The 13,476-nt window shown below is 59.4% G+C and carries 9 protein-coding genes; 1 reads left to right on the top strand and 8 read right to left on the bottom strand.

Going from position 1 to position 13,476, the window contains the following annotated elements:
- The first annotated feature begins 210 nt into the window (after positions 1 to 210).
- Complete coding sequence (locus tag LQ232_RS06415; RefSeq protein ID WP_230179432.1) at positions 211 to 3,624, top strand: ATP-binding protein; 3,414 nt, start codon at positions 211 to 213, stop codon at positions 3,622 to 3,624.
- Here LQ232_RS06415 and LQ232_RS06410 read toward each other — a convergent pair.
- The 8 genes from LQ232_RS06410 to LQ232_RS06375 all read right to left on the bottom strand — a co-directional run bounded on the left by LQ232_RS06410 (position 3,577) and on the right by LQ232_RS06375 (position 13,309).
- The gene (locus LQ232_RS06410) at positions 3,577 to 4,029 is read right to left on the bottom strand and encodes a hypothetical protein (RefSeq protein WP_137839909.1); all 453 of its coding nucleotides are present in this window, start codon (positions 4,027 to 4,029) and stop codon (positions 3,577 to 3,579) included. The genes LQ232_RS06415 and LQ232_RS06410 overlap by 48 nt on opposite strands.
- 30 nt (positions 4,030 to 4,059) lie before the next feature.
- Positions 4,060 to 4,779, bottom strand: a complete 720-nt coding sequence (locus LQ232_RS06405; protein ID WP_230179431.1) for a hypothetical protein — start codon at positions 4,777 to 4,779, stop codon at positions 4,060 to 4,062.
- A 15-nt stretch (positions 4,780 to 4,794) separates the two neighbouring features.
- Positions 4,795 to 5,031, bottom strand: coding sequence for a hypothetical protein (locus tag LQ232_RS06400; RefSeq protein WP_137839907.1), 237 nt, complete (start codon positions 5,029 to 5,031; stop codon positions 4,795 to 4,797).
- A gap of 183 nt (positions 5,032 to 5,214) precedes the next feature.
- Complete coding sequence (locus LQ232_RS06395; RefSeq protein ID WP_230179430.1) at positions 5,215 to 5,511, bottom strand: hypothetical protein; 297 nt, start codon at positions 5,509 to 5,511, stop codon at positions 5,215 to 5,217.
- Positions 5,512 to 5,527: 16 nt separating this feature from the next.
- Complete coding sequence (locus LQ232_RS06390) at positions 5,528 to 8,485, bottom strand: type I restriction endonuclease subunit R (RefSeq protein ID WP_230179429.1); 2,958 nt, start codon at positions 8,483 to 8,485, stop codon at positions 5,528 to 5,530.
- A 2-nt stretch (positions 8,486 to 8,487) separates the two neighbouring features.
- A complete protein-coding gene (locus tag LQ232_RS06385; protein WP_230179428.1) occupies positions 8,488 to 9,786 on the bottom strand; it encodes a restriction endonuclease subunit S in 1,299 nt (432 codons plus the stop codon).
- Positions 9,786 to 10,907 (bottom strand): YhcG family protein, encoded by a 1,122-nt coding sequence (locus LQ232_RS06380; RefSeq protein ID WP_230179427.1) that lies wholly within the window; start codon positions 10,905 to 10,907, stop codon positions 9,786 to 9,788. Before LQ232_RS06380 ends, LQ232_RS06385 begins: the two co-directional genes overlap by 1 nt.
- Complete coding sequence (locus LQ232_RS06375; protein WP_230179426.1) at positions 10,904 to 13,309, bottom strand: class I SAM-dependent DNA methyltransferase; 2,406 nt, start codon at positions 13,307 to 13,309, stop codon at positions 10,904 to 10,906. Before LQ232_RS06375 ends, LQ232_RS06380 begins: the two co-directional genes overlap by 4 nt.
- Between the last annotated feature and the right edge of the window lie 167 nt (positions 13,310 to 13,476).

Below are 13,476 nucleotides of genomic sequence, written 5' to 3'. Positions count from 1 at the left end.
CCCCTCTACGGGCCCCACCAAGCACCGCCCCCAAGCACTCAAGCCCCCGCCCCCAATCGATCCACAAAGGACTTTGGGCCGCAGCCCTGGCTTGAAGCGCTGTACCATTTCCACTGTTTTGGTCTGCTTGCCACGCGCGCAGATCGCCCACCCTTGATCGGTCAGGACACGCTGTAAGTACGCGCCGATATTCACCGACGAGGTCTTTCGTTGAACGTATCGGCTACCGCTCCGCTTTCTGTCCTGCGCTTCTGGCGTGATCTGGAAGTCTTCAACATCCCGACCGCACCATCGGCCAAAGACAGCAGCAACCAGGTCAAGATCGTCACGCTCAGACGCGGCGATGTCCTGCCTTGGCAACACCCTCACTTTCAGCCAACACAAGAACATGGCTACGTCCATGTCGTCTATGTGGGCGTGGCCGACACGGAGGACCTCTCCCGGTTGATGCTTCAGTCGGTGTTCCCCGAGGAAGACCTCAGTGAGCGCGAACGCCAGCGCGCAACCGGAAACGGCTGGCTTGCCGCATTCGTCGCCAACGAAGATGGCCACCCCAAGCTAGACAGCTACCTGCCTGCCAGCTTCGCCCACGGGGTCGATGCCCTGTGGCATTCGGAGCCGCTGGAGAACGTCAATGCCCGACTGGCACGCGCCACGGATGAGTTCGGACAACGACGCCACCACCTGCGGCCGGTCGCCACCGACCCGCAGCAAACACCGCCCACTGGCCAGCCCGACACCCCACCGGCACCAAGCCCCTTGACCTGGAGCGATCTGGACGAAGAGTTGCGCACCGTGTGCAAGCTGCTGGGCCCAGGGGCCGATGCGGCAGGCCTGGACTGGCGTGTGGTGGTTCGGGTGTCACGGGTCAAGCGCCGCTTCCTCGATGACAGCCTCAACGCCGCCATCGACTACCTGAACTCCTTCTACCTGGATGACCTCAACCGCCTGATCACACAGGCGGGCAAGAACAAGCCCTTTGGCAAAGCCCTGAGCACCTTTCTGGGCGCGCCCATTGCCCCCGAGCAGCGCATCGACATCCTGAACGACCACGCGGCCATGGGTGAACTGGTGAGCGTGGCCCGCCTGCCCAGCGCACGTTGGCCAGCTTCACCAGAGGCCCCACTGGTGCTGGCTCAGCAAGCTGCGGTGGCCCAGGTGCTCAGCACCTTGGGGCGCGATGGCGGCACGCTGGGCATCAATGGCCCACCGGGCACGGGCAAGACCACCTTGCTGTGCGATGTGATCGCCGAGGTGGTCACCGAGCGTGCGCGCAAGATCGCCGCGCTCAGCCGCCCCATCGAGCTGTTCGAAGACAGCGTGAGCGTGGCGGGCAAAAACTTCTTCCCGCTCAAGGCCAAGGTGGTGGGCGGCTCGTCCATCGTTGTGACCAGCACCAACAACAACGCGGTCAAGAACATCACGCAGGAGCTGCCTGCGCGCGCGAAGGTGCACAGCGACTTTGCCTCGGCCACCTACTTTGACGAGGTGATCCGAGAGGTGTTCGCGGCCCAGAAGGTGGTGGACGACGACAAGCAGCCCATCGACTGCTGGGGCCTGGCCGCCGCCGCGTTGGGCAATGCAGGCAACCGCCGCTCTTTCGCCCGGGGATTTTTTCGGGATGAACCACGTCAGGCACCCAACACCGAAACGCCATCGCCCGGCAACGCTCAAGAAGGCGAAGCCCCAGGTGCGACCGCTCAAGCCACCACGCCTACACCCGTCGATCCGTTGCCACCCTCGATCAAACAACTGCTGGAAGCGGCCAGCAACGACTACAGCCGCTACCAAGGCGAATGGCATGCGGCCAAGAAGTCCTTCCTGGCGCTTCTGGCCGATTTCGATGCCTGCCGTGGCGTCTTGCTTCAGGCGGAAAAGTCAGCTCAGCGGATCGATGCCTGCCAGCAGCGGGTCAATGCCCAGCGTGATGCCGCGCAGGCCCAGGCCCAAGTGATCGACCAAGCCAGCCGCCACCTCGCGCAGCTTCAGGACAACAAGGCCATCCAGCATGCCCTGGTCGATTCCCGCCGGGCCACGCTCGACCAGGCGCGTTCGCAATGCCTGCCCAAGCTGTGGGACAAGCTGTGCGCTTTGTTTGGGCAAGACACCGAACGCATGAAGGCGCTGCGCGCCACGCTGGTCGAGCCCACGCGGGCCTTGGCGCAAGCCGCCGAAGCGCTGGCCCAACTGGCGCAGGATGGCGCCATGGCCGAAGCACGGCTGGAGCAACAGCGCGAGGTGCATCGTGCCCAGGTCCTGACACTGCAGGGTTCCGAGCGCGAATTGCAAGGCCACCAACGTGCGCTGAAAGCCGGACACGACGCCGGGGCACGGCACTTCCCCGATGCCAGTTTCTGGCAACTGCCCGCCGATCAGCGCCATCGCGCGTCGGTGGCGGTCAGCCCGGCGCTGGATGCACTGCGGGCCCGCATCTTCCTGCAAGCCATGGAACTGCACCGACTGACGGTGCTGGCCAACGCAGGCAAGTTCATCGGCAACCTGCGCGCCGTCAACGGCATGCTCACCGGTTCGCTGAAAGACAAGCTGCCCCTGGAGCAGCGTCCCCTGTTGTGGGACGCCTTCTTCTTCATCGTGCCAGTGGTTTCGACCACCCTCGCGTCCTTCGATCGCCTGTTCGCTGGCATGGGCCAGGACAGCCTGGGTTGGTTGCTGGTCGATGAGGCGGGGCAAGCCACCCCGCAATCAGCAGCCGGTGCCATCTGGCGCAGTCAGCGGGCGGTGCTTGTGGGCGACCCCTTGCAGATCGAACCCGTGTTCACCGTGCCCTTGATGCTGGTCGAAGAGTTCCGCCGCCGCCACGCCGTGGACCCCATGTGGTCACCCAATGACGAATCGGTTCAGACCCTGGCCGACCGTGTCACCCGTCATGGCTCCTGGGTCGCATCCCAAGTCACCAGCGGCGCCGTCGATGCGGAGAAGGCTCAGCCCATCTGGACGGGCATGCCCTTGCGCACGCACCGCCGCTGCGACGATCCCATGTTCAACGTGGCCAACCGCATTGCCTACGCCGAACAGATGGTGCATGGCCGTGTGGACGATCTGGGCCAGCCTGAAAAAACGAAGTTCACCTGCGTGCTCGGTGACAGCGCCTGGCTGGACGTGCGCGCCACCCGCGCCACCCATCCGGTCATCGAAGACGAACTCCATGTCCTGGTGAACTGCCTGCGCCAGCTTCAACAGCAACCAGCATTCACACCTGCCAGAAAGGCCGGGGGCAAGGACAAGGCCGCCAAGGTGTTCGTGATCTCGCCGTTTCGCAAAATCAAGAACGCCTGCATCAAGCGGATCAAGGATGCAGGGTTGGGCCAGATCGAGTGCGGAACCGTGCACACCTTCCAGGGCAAGGAAGCAGAAATCGTGTTCCTGGTGCTGGGCACGGCCCCTGGGCAAGCCGGGTCAGGCGCGCGTGTCTGGGCTTCGGGCAAGCCCAACCTGCTGAATGTGGCCATCACGCGCGCCAAGCATCGGCTGTATGTGATCGGGGATGCCTCGCAGTGGGGTGGACTCAACCATTTTGATCAATTGGCCGAAGACCTGCCTGCCCGACCAACCCCATCAACGCCCCGGTCGTTTGACACCATTGCTCATGAAGCCCGCCTCTAGATGTTCAAAGCGTGTCCATGTGTCTTTCTTGAGGAAGGCCACAGTCGCATCGTCGTCCAGCCCTTGGCGAAAATTCATTTCCTCCTGAATGATCGCATCGGCAATGGCGATGCACCACTCAGGCGCGTACTGGGTTTCATCTAGAAGAACGTTGTCTTGGCGCCCGGCGTTCACCGCCAAGCAGGCCTTGTCCCACCAACGAATCACCCTGAGCAGCTCGTCCTTCAGACCAGGCTTTTCGGGAAGTTTTCCGGCTATGCAAGATGTGCTGAGGGCATCAATGGCGGCTCGACGAGCGAGTTGCTTCAGCCTGTCTTCCTCATGATGAGCTTCGCATAAACCACCTAAGAACGGAGCCTCTTCGCAGTCCCATCGTCTACAAGTCAGTGTTTTCTTTCTGCCCACTCTGCACCTTTCGTGATGACACTTTTTGCGTCAGCTGCGCAATCCAAACACATCATTGGGAGCGAACAGCAATGTCGGTCCCGGACACCATGCTGCCTCATCCTCCGACGGCAGCTCATGCGGAAACGGCACCATGTTGAGTTCGTAGAGGCGCAGCATGCCTTCAATGGGTATGTAACTGCCATCCAGCTTCGAGCATGTTGGGCAGGCATGGCGTGAGCTGACGGCATGCACGTCATGGTTCTTCAACATCCTGGATCGCCACAACACCTCATAGTTGCGCCTGAGGGTCCGAACGAAGCCGCCGACAGCCACGTTGTCGCAAACACCAATGAGTGCGTTCGATCCCTCGTTGGCGAACCGATAGTCAGGCGATGACGCCATGAACAATGCGTCATTGGTGGGCATGCCGCCCAAGGTAAGACCAGCCAAATCGGGCATGAAGCTCACTGCACTGAGGGTTGGCAAAAAGCGGTTGAAATCGGGCGCGCTCATGTGATATCCATTGAGCTCGATGTCCCGTTCTTGCGCGATCATGCGGTTGGCAGCATCGACCCGGTCCTGCTCCATCTGGAAAGGGGACCGTCCTGCCTGACGCGCCTGGACGATTTGAGCCAGCGTCTCCGCCTCTACCTTGTCCATCAGCCGTTTGTAATCTGGCTCGGTCAGGGTCAGATACGCGCCGACAAGCCCATTGATCTCAGTCCAGACCTTCTGCTTGTACCGCTCTTCCTCAGGCGTTAGATGCATAGCCCACCGTCCGATTCAATCGCTGACGCTGATGTTGATGGCGCTGATCGGGATCCGAGCATGCATGTTTTCTGGATCTGTCAGCCACTGCGGCAACAAGGACAGCTCAAGATGGATAGGGATGGAGGTATCTTCCATACCTCCTCCCGTTGTCAGGGCATGGATCAGCGCCTGGCGATCACGGGAAGACAGGTGGAAGTTGAGCATCGCGCCATCGGATCGATGGCGAACGTAAATTTCGATACCGCTCATGTTTGGCTCCTACACACATGTTTGTGTTGATTGTGCCCGCGGTGTAGGACAGGTGTCATCCACCCTGGCGGGCAACTTTATCCACAGAAACTGGGGATAACTTGCCGCATTGAAGGGCAATGCCTGCCTGCCCGTAGCCGAAACCTCGGGCTGCTCTATTTTTGGGCAACCATTGCCAATGGCTCAACGTGCCCAACCCAGATCACGAAGCACAAAACCGAGGGCCTCGATGGCAAAGGCACCATCAGCGTCCGTGACGTCGCGTGTGCCCAGGCGCTGCTGCTCATTGGACTTGCCCCTGGGGTGGAGCTTGCAGACCACATCTGCCGCCGCACGAAACAGCTTCGATTCCGGTGGCAGCTTCGCAATCAGCGCGCCGAGGTCTTTTTCAATGACCTTGGCATCCTCACCGGCATCCAGATGAAGGTGTGCGGACAAGATCACCCCCATCGCATCGCGGCAGAGATCGAAAGCAATCATGTGATGACAAGGCCGCTCAGGCAGAAGGCCGGTTCATCCAGCCACCACTGGAAATCAGCCGGGAGATGCTGGCGTCAAATGCGCGCTTGAAATCCGGGTCCGACGCGTACTGTTTGTACAAGTCAAGTTCCCGCCTGCGCTCCATGCTGATGGCCTGCTGGATGATCTTCTCCAGGGCCAACTGCCTGTTCTGTGCATCGGGGTTGTCTTCAACCTGGGCACGATAATCAACGTGCGCCACCACATGCTTGGCGATGTTGATGAACTTCACCCGCTGCTCTTCAGGCGTTGCTTCCCAGCCTGCAAAGTGGCGCTCGTTGAAGGTGCGCACAATGTCTTCCAACGGGTCTTTGTCGCCCTCCCCCATGTGCGCACCGCGCAGATTGGGGTTGGCTGGCTCTTGCTCCGCCTCAGAGTCATCCAGGCCGATCTTGACCTCCAGACGCGAGCGCTCCAAGCCGTAGGTTGACAGGTCCACGCTGTTGAGCAGCTCGTCCAGCTTGTCCTGATCTGGGTCTTTGACCTTCAGCTTTGGGATGAGGAACTTCAAGAACCAGTGCAGCATTTCCCAGTTCACGTTGTTGAACGGCAAGATGGCCGCCACCTGGGCATAGATCTTGACGAACTGCTTGGCTTTGATCTTGAAGTCGATGCGCTTTTCATCGTCCAGGTCGGCGTCGAACCGTGCCACCACGGCGTCGATGATCGGCGCCAGCTCCTCCGCCTGGGCGCTGGCAAAGAACTTCTCGTTGAAGCTCGTCACCTCGCTCCAGTCGTAGATGCCAAAAGCGTCGAGCGCATCCTTCAGGTCATGCAGCACGTTCACGTCGGTGGGCTCGCTCAGCGACGTGGCGGTGTAGAACGGATCGAAGGCGGCCTTGATGTCATCCACCGAGTTGTAGAAGTCCAGCACGAAGGTGTCGCGCTTGTCGAGCTTCCAGTTGCAGCGATTGAGGCGAGACAGCGCCTGAACCGCCAGCACGCCCTGCAGCTTCTTGTCCACGTACATGGTGTGCAACATGGGCTCGTCAAAGCCGGTCAGGTACTTGTTGGCCACCACCAGGATCTTGAAGTCATCCTTTTCGAACTCGTCGGGCAGGTCACGCACCGCGATGCCGTTGATGCTGTCCTCGGTGTACTTGACGCCGTCCACCGTCTTCTCACCAGAGAACGCCACCAGCGCCTTGAACGGCGCATTGGCCTCCCGCAAGGCGGTGCGGATGGCGAAGAAGTAGCGAATGGCGCACTCGATGTTGCGGGTGACCACCATGGCTTTGGCCTTGCCCTTGAGCTTCTTGGCCTGCCACACACTGCTCATGAAGTGATCGACCATGATGCGGGCCTTCACTTCGATGGTCTTGGGGCTGGCCTCCACAAAAGCCTTGAGCTTCTTGTGGGCCTTGGCGGTATCGAACAGCGGGTTGCCTTCGACTGACTTCTGAACCTCGTAGTAGCTCTTGTACGTGGTGTACTTCTCCAGCACATCGAGGATGAACTTTTCCTCGATGGCCTGCTTCATCGAATACAGGTGGAAGGGGTAGAACTTGCCGTCTGCGCCTTGGCGGCCAAACTTTTCCAGCGTGGCAGGCTTGGGCGTGGCCGTGAACGCGAAGTAACTGGCGTTCTTGCTCATCTTGCGGCCCGCCATGGCAGCCAGGATCTTGTCTTGGATGTCCTCGGGCGCTTCGGCGTCTTCGCCGCCAATGGCCTCGTTCAGACTGTCGGCGCTGGTGCCCGATTGAGATGAGTGAGCCTCGTCAATGATCACTGCAAAGCGGCGGTCCGTCAGGGCGTCCATGCCTTCAACGATGCGCGGGAACTTCTGCACCGTGGTGATGATGACCTTCTTGCCGGCCTCCAGGTTGTACTTCAGCTCCTGCCCGCTCTCGCAGTGGGCCACGATGTTCTTGGTCTCGGAGAACAGTTTGATGTTGTCCTTGAGCTGGGTGTCGAGCACGCGCCGGTCTGTCACCACGACCACAGAATCAAACACGTTGGCCGTGCCTGCCTGGTTGTACAGCTCCACCAACTGGTATGCCAGCCACGTGATGGAGTTGGACTTGCCCGAGCCCGCCGAGTGCTGAATCAGGTAGCTCAGGCCCACGCCGTTTTGCTGCGCATCGGCCAGGATGCGGCGCACCACGTCCAGCTGCTGATAACGCGGGAAGTACAGCGCCTTGCGTTCCTTGCCGGTCTTCTTGTCCTTATCGACCGTGAACTTGGCGAACTGCTCGATGATGTTGCTCAAGCTGCGGCGCGCCAGGATCTCTTCCCACAGGTAGGCTGTTTTGTAGCCGTTCGGATTGACCGGGTTGCCCTTGCCGTGGTCCACGCCCTTGTTGAAGGGCAGGAAGTTGCTGTCCTTGCCCGCCAGGCGGGTGCACATGAAGACCTCGTCCGGGTCTGCAGCCAGGTGCACCAGGCAACGTCCGAACTCGAAGATCGGCTCATTGGGATCGCGCAGGTTGTACTGCTTGTAGATGGCGTTCCAGACCGTTTGCCCGGTCCAGGGGTTCTTGAGCTCAATGGTGGCGATGGCCAGGCCATTGACGAACAGCACCATGTCGATGGACTTGAGGCTGTCGGTCTCGCTGTAGTGCACCTGCCGGGTGACGCTGAAGACATTGGCCTCGTAGCGGGCCAGCACCTCGGGGTTGAGCTGGTTGTAGGGCTGGCGGTAGAGCAGATCGAAGTGGGCGTCATCCACATCGAGCCCCTTCTTGAGCACGGCCAGCACGCTGTCTTTTTTGATCTTCTTGCTGAGCCGCTCCAGCACCAGGCGCTGCCAATTGGGGCGGTCCTTGAGCTTGGCCACCTCCTGGGGTTGGGTGGATTCCAAAAAATCCCAGAACAGCTGGCGATCGACCGCAAAGGTCCGGTCAAAATCAGCCGGGTTGCCAACGCGATAGCCATCCTTGACCAAGGCTGTTTCGATGTGCGTTTCAAGCGCGGCTTCGTTGGTTTGACTGACCATTTTTACTCCCTGGGGACCGCCACTTGACCACTCACAACGGATTCAATCAACACATACTTGAGTTCCCGGAGCTGCTCAAGGCTTGACGCTGTTGAGGCAATCACTGGCTTGAACTGATTTTGTATTTCTCGAATTTTCTGACTGATGGCACGTTGCTCTTCGAGCGGGGGGAGCAGCAAAGGAATGTTACCAATGTCCGACATATTGAAGTGCGCAACCGTTGAGCCGACACTTAACAACTCCACGAAGACTTTTGCCGCACCAGAATAAATTGAATGAACTGCGAAATGAGGATCCAGCCGCTCTGCATTGACCTTGAAGAGAACCATGCGTTGACCGATGATCGCCTTGACGCCCGCAGGCAATACACAAGCCTCGCCAGCGGGAGCCTCACGCGTAAAAAGTATGTCGCCGGCTTCAGGTGTTGCTCGACGCGTCCACCTTGAGAAGGTTTTCTCATCAGTGAATTTCGCGTTCGCATAGGTCAACTCACCACCCTTGACGTTACTCGTCCGAACGACAAGGACTGGGCCCTCTTCGTACATTGGGGGGGTCTTGTGTTCGGTATCAACGATGGCCGAGAGGACGTGTTTGATGCGCATCAGTTGCCAGTGCGCAGGAAAAGACTCAAGCCACTGCTCATTGCTTAGTTGCCGAGGAGAATCAATATCCAACCCTTGGGTTACGACGTGATTTATCGCGTTGAACTGCTGCTCTAACAACAACTCAGTCAGCCGCTCCTTCTTGGCAATAGCGGCATCAATTTCAGAGATTTTCTCATCAAGAAAGGTGACGATGTGGTCTTGCTCTTCGAGCGGAGGGAGGACCACCGGCATGTCCAAGAATCGATCAGGGTAGAGCCTCAATCTAGATGAGTTCACCCCCGTGGATCGCCGCGTGTACTCAGCCACATACATGGGCGTGCGGAACAACCAGTCCATGTACCGAGGGCGCAGGCGTTGTTCAAGCTGTCGGTACACGCCATATGCCGGGCTGACGATGCCAGTGGTACTGGACACGCCCAGAGCCCCCATCCAGGCCCACATGGTGTTGATCACCAGGTCACCGTCTTTGCAGAGCTTGGCCCCGGTGTAGTCCTCGGCCATGAACATGGTGACGTTTTTCTCACTGCGCGGTGTGACGCCAGTCAGGTGCGACACCGATAGCAACTCCTCGTCACCGGCCACGGAGCGGTCGTCGATCTCCTTAAAAACATACTTGGCTCGAAGAATGGACCAATGTGAAGGCAGGTCGCCAAGCCAGTCAAAGCCACTCGGGGCGTACTGCTCATACCGCCGCATCACTTGCCCGCCTTCTCGCTGGCTGCAGGCTGGCTGCCATCTTGACCACTCGCCACGGCGCTCTCGGCCGCCCACTCCTGCAAGCGCTGCTGCAGCTCGTCTTTGCTGGGCAGGTACAACTGGTATTCCGAGGCGTGCACATTGGCATCCTGGGGCAGCGTGATCTCCACCAGCGCGTCGTTCTTCTTTTTGCACAGGATGATGCCGACGGTCTTGTGCTCGTCGTCGCGCTTCACGAAGCGGTCAAAGTAGTTCACATACATCTGCATCTGCCCCAGGTTCTGGTGGGTCAGCTTGCCGAGCTTGAGGTCGATCAGCACATAGCAACGCAGCAGGCGGTTGTAGAACACCAGGTCCACGAAGAAGTGTTCTTCTTCAAAGGTGAAGCGCTTTTGCCGGGCCTCGAACAAGAAGCCTTTGCCCAGCTCCAGCAAGAAGTGCTCGATCTTGTTGATGATGGCCGCTTCAAGATCGGATTCTGAATAGCTGCTGCGCTCTTCCAGGCCCAGGAACTCCAGCACATAGGGCGTCTTGATGAGGTCCTTGGGCGCTTGAATCAGGTCGCCTTCTGCGGCCAGTTGGCCGATGGCCTGCGGATCGCGGCTCAGTGCCAGGCGTTCAAACAAGCCACTGTCGAACTGGCGGCGCAGCTGCGCCAGCGTCCAGGTGCCACGGGCCGCCTCGATCTCGTAGAAGCGGCGCTCGTCGGCATTGCGCAAACCCGTCAGGAACACATAGTGCGACCACGACAGTTCAGCCAGAAACCCCAAGGGGCTCGATTCGTCAGACGCTGTCTGACGAATTTCGGGCTGGCGCTCCGCGTAGGCCTGGTAGAACAAACGGCAGTTCTTGAGGTTGGTGGCAGAGAAGCCGCGCCCAAAGCGGGCGGTCAACTCAGAGGCCAGCCCGTCCAGCAGGCTCTGGCCATACCCTGCCCGATCTTGCCCGCCCTGCAGCGCCTGTACGATCTCGCGCCCGATGAGCCAGTAGGCCAGCACCATCTCGCTGTTGACCGTGCGCGCGACACGCTGGCGCGCATCTTCCAGGATGGTGACGACACGGCCCAGCAATTCGCCAGGCAAGGCCGCTGCCTGGGGCGCCACAACCTTGCGCGGGCTCATGCCCCTGCCCCCACAAAAGCCACCAAGGCCTTGAGCAGGCCATCCGTCTCGGCTTCCAGGGCCAGGATTTCCTGGGTCACCTCTTCCAGGCTGCGCAATGGCTTGTGCTGGTAGAAGTATTTGTTGAAGCTGATTTCATAGCCGATGACCGTCTTGTCCAGCGCGATCCAGGCCTCGTCGACATGAGGGCGCACTTCCTTGATGAAGTAATCGTGGATGACGCCAGAGGCTGCCAGGCGGGTGTCCAATGACAGCGGCACGTTTTCGGTGTCGCGCAACTCACTGTCAGGTTCGTACTCGATGTACTCGCCCGCCTTGGCCGCTTTCTTGCCGCCCTTGGTTTCAGCGGCGGCCTGCACCTCTGCTGGCCAATAGCCATGGTCGGCCAACTTGTCGGCCGTTGTCTTGAGTTCGGCCAACAAGTCCTTGAGCTTGGCTGCGGTGAGCTGGTGTCGCTTCTTGATCACCTTGGCTGCGCGCGGGTCTCGCCAGCTCACGGCGTTCAGGATCTGCTTGCGCTCGTTCGCAGCAAGCTTGAGGCCCAAAGCTTTGATGGCATCGTCCACCAGGGCTTCGAACACATTGAAATCGAGGTGCTCCGTACTGCCGATCACCCCAGCCAATTGCTGAGCGGCCTGCATGATGGATCGCTGCGCCAGCCAGGTGGTCTCAGACAACAGCTCTTTGCGGCTCTTGGGCGAAAGGGTGATTTCTTCGCGCTCAAGGTGGTTCTCAATGGCCTCGGCATGGGCCTTCAGGCCGGTATAGACCTCTTCGCCATACTTGCCGTGCACCCATTCCATGATCTCCTGCATGCCCGGCGTGTAGCGCAAGGTGGCCATGCGCTCGGGTGTGAACTGGGCTGCCAACCGCAATGGGCGCTCCACCGTGACTTTGTAATAGCCGAAGTCGCGGTTGTGGAAGACCTTCGAGATGCCATCCGCCGGCATGGTCAGGTACAGCTGGGTGATCTGCTCAATGTGCTCGTCGGTGAACTCGCAGTTCTTCTCACCCAGGTTCTTGCGCAGTTTCTGGAACAGGTTGGACGCGTCGATCAACTGCACCTTGCCCTGTCGCTTGGCAGGCTTGTTGTTCGTGAGCAGCCACACGTAGGTGGTGATGCCGGTGTTGTAGAACAGGTTGTTGGGCAGCTGGATGATGGCTTCGAGGTAATCGTGCTCGATCAGGTGGCGGCGGATGTTGCTCTCGCCACTGCCTGCATCACCTGTGAACAGGGCCGAGCCGTTGTGGACCGATGCAATGCGCGAGCCGGCAAACCGCACAGGGCTGTCGGCACGGCGCTTCATCTTGTCCACCATCTCCATCAGAAACAGCAGCTGGCCATCTGAGGAACGAGGGATGGCCGGGTAAAAATCAAAGCGCTCGCCCGTGTAGTCGGACAGGTTGACCTGGAAGCGATGGTCAATGACTTCCTTGCCTTCAACAATACTCTTCTGGTCGCTCTTCCATGACTTGCCGTAGGGCGGGTTCGTCAACATGAAGTCGAAGCGCTTGCCAGAGAAATCGTTGGTGGCCAGCGTGGAGCCAAAGCGGATGTTCTCGGGGTCGTTGCCCTTGATCATCATGTCGGACTTGCAGATGGCATAGGTCTCGGGGTTGACCTCCTTGCCGTACAAGAAGACGCCCACCTTGGCCTTGATCTCGCCTTCAGGGTCGGTCACGAAATCCTGGGACTCGGTCAGCATGCCACCGCTGCCGCAAGCGGGGTCATAAATGGTCAGCGGGTTGGGGAGCTGATCCTTGACGGGGATGAACACCAGGTTGGTCATCAGCTTGATAACTTCGCGCGGCGTGAAGTGTTCACCGGCCTCTTCGTTGTTCTCTTCGTTGAACTTGCGGATCAACTCTTCGAACACGTAGCCCATGCCAAGGTTGGACAAGCCAGGCTGTGTCCGACCATCCGGGCCCTTGCGGTCATCGGGGCTGAGGTTGATTTCTTCGGAAACGAATTTTTCGATGACGTCGTGGAGCACGTCGGACTGCGCCATCTTGCGGATCTGGTTGCGCAAGTCGAACTTGTCGACGATTTCCTTCACGTTGTCCGAAAACCCGTCCAGATAGTTCTTGAGGTTGGCCTCCAGTTGCGTGGGGTTGCCCAGCAGGCTCTTGAGGGTGAACTTAGACGTGTTGTAGAAAACGTAGCCAGACGCATCGCGCAGGCCATGCGGGTCCAGATCAGCCATCGCCGCGTCTTCTTGCTGGAACCGCACTTCTTCGAGCACACCCGCCTTGCTCGGCTCCAGCAAGCAGTCCAGGCGGCGCAGAACGAACATGGGCAGGATCACGTCACGGTATTTGCCCCGTACAAAAACATCGCGCAAGCAGTCATCGGCAATGGCCCAGATGAACGAGACGATCTTGTTATGTGCTGCGTGATCCATGAATACCTGGCAAATTGGGGGAAATCGCGATGGGCATGATTTTCCACCGAGCCAAGGCTCGATTGGATCACTGAATGTCTGGGGCATGCGCGATACAGCAACGGCCAACTGCTCGGAATCGCTGGGCGTGAGACCCAGAGACTTGACACTGTATAAATCCACATGGA

Origin of the sequence: Aquabacterium sp. CECT 9606, from assembly GCF_918741295.1 — a bacterium.
GTDB lineage: Bacteria > Pseudomonadota > Gammaproteobacteria > Burkholderiales > Burkholderiaceae_C > Aquabacterium.
This window is presented reverse-complemented; position numbering and strand designations above follow the sequence as displayed.

Excerpts from the sequence above, each read along its gene's own strand:
- LQ232_RS06405 (WP_230179431.1), bottom strand. The coding sequence starts at position 4,779 with ATGCATCTAACGCCTGAGGAAGAGCGGTACAAGCAGAAGGTCTGGACT.
- LQ232_RS06400 (WP_137839907.1), bottom strand. The coding sequence starts at position 5,031 with ATGAGCGGTATCGAAATTTACGTTCGCCATCGATCCGATGGCGCGATG.
- LQ232_RS06395 (WP_230179430.1), bottom strand. The coding sequence starts at position 5,511 with ATGATTGCTTTCGATCTCTGCCGCGATGCGATGGGGGTGATCTTGTCC.
- LQ232_RS06390 (WP_230179429.1), bottom strand. The coding sequence starts at position 8,485 with ATGGTCAGTCAAACCAACGAAGCCGCGCTTGAAACGCACATCGAAACA.
- LQ232_RS06385 (WP_230179428.1), bottom strand. The coding sequence starts at position 9,786 with ATGCGGCGGTATGAGCAGTACGCCCCGAGTGGCTTTGACTGGCTTGGC.
- LQ232_RS06380 (WP_230179427.1), bottom strand. The coding sequence starts at position 10,907 with ATGAGCCCGCGCAAGGTTGTGGCGCCCCAGGCAGCGGCCTTGCCTGGC.
- LQ232_RS06375 (WP_230179426.1), bottom strand. The coding sequence starts at position 13,309 with ATGGATCACGCAGCACATAACAAGATCGTCTCGTTCATCTGGGCCATT.